The organism is Streptococcus sp. HMSC072G04 (assembly GCF_001813295.1).
Taxonomy (GTDB): domain Bacteria; phylum Bacillota; class Bacilli; order Lactobacillales; family Streptococcaceae; genus Streptococcus.
In genome coordinates, this window is the sequence record NZ_KV812002.1 from 520 (window position 1) to 4,332 (window position 3,813).

Annotated in this window: 2 protein-coding genes; both read left to right on the forward strand. The window is 43.7% G+C overall.

Features of this window, described 5'->3' with window-relative positions; all coding sequences use genetic code 11:
- Positions 1 to 210: 210 nt before the first annotated feature.
- Positions 211 to 456, forward strand: coding sequence for an LPXTG cell wall anchor domain-containing protein (locus HMPREF2904_RS11825; protein WP_256263219.1), 246 nt, complete (start codon positions 211 to 213; stop codon positions 454 to 456).
- A gap of 196 nt (positions 457 to 652) precedes the next feature.
- A partial coding sequence (locus HMPREF2904_RS00250; RefSeq protein WP_176744588.1) for an accessory Sec-dependent serine-rich glycoprotein adhesin occupies positions 653 to 3,813 on the forward strand: 3,161 nt, incomplete at its 3' end.

Genomic DNA, 3,813 nt, shown 5'->3' on the forward strand with positions numbered 1-3,813 from the left:
GAATCAGTTTCAGCGTCCTTGTCAGCGTCAACGTCTGAATCAATCTCGACATCTGAATCATTGTCAGTATCGTTGAGTAGCTCAGTATCAGAAAGCCAGTCAGTCTCTACTTCGTTTTCAGTTTCGACATCAGTATCTGCATCTGAGTCAGCATCATTGAGTACCTCTGCACCTGAATCAACTTCAACATCAGTAAGTACTTCAGTTTCAGTGAGTCAATCACAATCGGGATCGACATCTGATAGCGGTTCATACTCTAACTCAATGAGCCAATCAATTTCTCGTTCAGAATCAATGTCGGCATCAGAATCAGCAAGTGGATCACAAAAACACAGCCAATCTGTGGCCCTTCCAAATACTGGCGAAACAGGATCTGTAACATCAGCCCTTCTTGGGGTTGTTACAGGGTTAGCTGGAATTGCTGGACTTACCCGACGTAAAAAGAAGGGGAACTGATCTAGTAGGAAAAATCATTTTTTCGAGTGAATCTCATAGGAGATTCACTTTTTTACTAGTAGAATGAATTATTTTTTATGTGTTACAAAAAAATTTGAAAATTAAACAATAATATAGAAGTTTTTTGTAGCAAATTACTTGAATCTACGTAGTATTCCTGTATAATTAATAATGACTACAATGTAAGGGGAATATCATGCAATTTAAGCGTTCAAAAGGAAACTTTCGTGAAACAGATCGTGTCGTACGCTTCAAATTAATTAAATCAGGAAAAAATTGGCTTCGGGCATCAACGGCTGCTCTAGGCCTCTTTCGCGTGGTGCGTGGGCAAGTGGAGGAGACCATCATTGCCAACGTACAGCAAGATCAAATAGAAAGTCAAAAGCATAACCAAGCCTTCTTAAAGGGTTTGATTACGGTAGGGACTGTTTTTGGTGGTGCTGTGCTTGCTACGACAGCTAAGGCGGAGGATGTAACATCACTTGCACCAACGGTTTCCGAGACAAAACAGGAAACCTTGGCAGAAGTGGATAGTGTGGTCTTAGCGAAAACCTCAAGCCAGCCTTCAGAATCCATCTCTGTTTCAGAATCAACTAGTTTTTCTACATCTGTGAGTGCATCTGCTTCAATCAGTGAATCCGCTTCTTTGTCCTTGAGCGAAGTTGGATCAACTGCATTATCAACGGCAGTTAGCGAGTCTGCTCAAGCTTTAGAGTCAGAGGTGGTTGTTGAGGAGCCGACTAGTTTAGAAGAAGCCACTGTTTTGGAGCAAAATACCTCTGAAGCTGAATTGCTTCAAGAAATTGCAGGGAATTACGCATCTAAAATGACGGACACCGATCGCCGAGCAGTGGTTCAAGCGGTCATTAACAAAGTGCAGGCCGAAGTGACTGCAAGCAATAACTTGATCCACACCAATGCCAGCGCTCAAGCTTATGCTGACCAGCGCGATCGTTTGGAGAAAGCTGTCGATGAGATGATGACGACCTTGACAGCTGCAGGCTTTGTGGGAAATACAAATGTAGATGGGAAACCTGCGATTTCTGCTCAATTGGCTCCTATCGCTGAGGTGGCTAAAAGTAGTAGCAAAGATCTAGAGATTACACCAAACATGGATGATCGCAACGGTGCTAGAGTTGAAGATGCCCCTCTAACAGCTACAGATGTTGCCAAAGATCCTCATATCGATAAGCACTATGTTAACCAAACACCTGAAGAAATTGCGGCTTATAAGAAAGATACGGATGCGACTCGCTATACCTTTGGGATTTGGGATTTTGTTAATAAAACAGGAGAATCACTCGGCTATTATGCGACCTTGTCTGTCGATCGGACTGATACCGATCCGAAGACCCATGTGGGAAATGATGTATATTTCCGTATTGTGAAAAAATCAGATGGTTCCGAGATCTTCTCTCAAACCTTTTCTGCAAATGTCATTGGTGGCACGCAGTTCCAACTACCTAAAGAAGTGTTGATTAATAAAGCTCCTTTGGGGAATATGTTTGCCTATAGCAAGGCTGATGATGGGAAACCTGGGAATGTTTATCTAGGTACCTATGCTAGCCCAGAGACAAGTTTCCTTGTACGAGATGTATACGATGTGATGAACCCTTCGAAACAAGGGGAACTATTGACTTCGAGGGCTGAAATCAAGGTTCCATCTATGTGGGGGCAACAGTCGACTTTCTACAAAGTGGTAGATCCAGCAGGCAAATGGGTCGATGGGGCGTATACCCCAACTGGGAAAGAAGAAGTCTTGGCAGAGTACACTCAGTACGGGATTGAAGGTCAGCATTATACGGCCTCCAATGCTCGTGATATTGCAGGATATGTCCAGGTTCCGGTAGTGAACTCGGCTCAAAAAGCAACAACTGGGATCTTTGACAATAGTACGGTTGGCACACGCCGGGTGGAATTATACGGGAATGCGCGTGAGCATTTCATAAGAAGTGAAGTTGTTACAACCAGTCAAAACGGTGACTACATCCTTCGTTACTACGTTCTGGATCCTTCCAAAGTCTATAACGTTTCGAATCTCGATGTCGGGAATGAGGCGGTATTTGACAAGTATACCCTTGTTTATGAAAAAGAGTTTAAACAAGATGCTTCAGATGCCCTTTCTGATTTAGGCGGAACGCGTAAAGTCGAAAGTAAGAACAAAGATTATTTTCTTAATGTTACACCAAAACGAGTGGATGATCGTCATCTTGAGTTGGAGATCACAGGATGGTTTTCTGCTAAGGAAACAGTGACCTATACAGATGAAAATACAGGAACAGAATATACAGTTCCAAAACCATTCACAGAGCTTCCAAAATCAACTTTTCTCGGTAACAATCGGACTATGATCGTCGGAGAAGATGCGACACCTCAAGGTGCAGAAGGTTTTTCTAACTTTAAACAAACCATTCAAAAAATAGTGGTTTCAAATCCATTGACGAGCGTGAATTATTATTATCGGAAGATGACGTCGTCAGAATCTGCATCGCAGTCTCAAAGTTTCTCAGCTTCAACGTCAGCATCTTTAGTTTCAGATTCAATTTCATCGTCTCAATCTGTATCGGCTAGTGAGTCCGTTTCCTTGTCGCAAGCATCTAGCTCCGCCAGTCAGTCTGAGTCCTTGGTTCAGGCATCAGTCTCCGCAAGTCAATCAGAATCCTTGGTTCAATCCTCGGTTTCCGCAAGTCAGTCAGACTCGTTGATTCAGGCATCAGTCTCAGCCAGCCAGTCTGAATCACTGGTTCAATCGTCAGTTTCTGCGAGCCAGTCGGAGTCGTTGGTTCAGGCATCGGTTTCAGCTAGCCAATCCGAATCGTTAGTACAAGAATCTGTATCGGCAAGTCAATCAGATTCGCTAGTTCAAGAGTCGATTTCAGCCAGTCAATCAGATTCGTTGATTCAAGCCTCAGTCTCCGCTAGCCAGTCAGAGTCACTGGTTAAAGAATCAGTTTCTGCCAGTCAGTCAGACTCCTTGATTAAAGAATCAGTTTCAGCGAGTCAGTCAGAGTCATTGATTAAAGAATCCGTATCAGCCAGCCAGTCAGATTCATTGGCTCAAGCATCCGTTTCTGCAAGCCAATCAGAGTCACTAGTTAAAGAATCAGTTTCTGCCAGTCAGTCAGATTCATTGGTTCGAGAGTCAGTTTCAGCGAGTCAGTCAGAGTCACTGGTACAAGCCTCCGTATCTGCAAGTCAATCAGATTCCTTGATTAAAGAATCTGTATCAGCGAGTCAGTCCGATTCCTTGATTCGTGAATCCGTATCGGCCAGCCAGTCTGATTCGTTGGTTCAGGAATCTGTATCCGCCAGTCAGTCCGATTCCTTGGTTCAGACATCTGTATCGGCCAGCCAGTC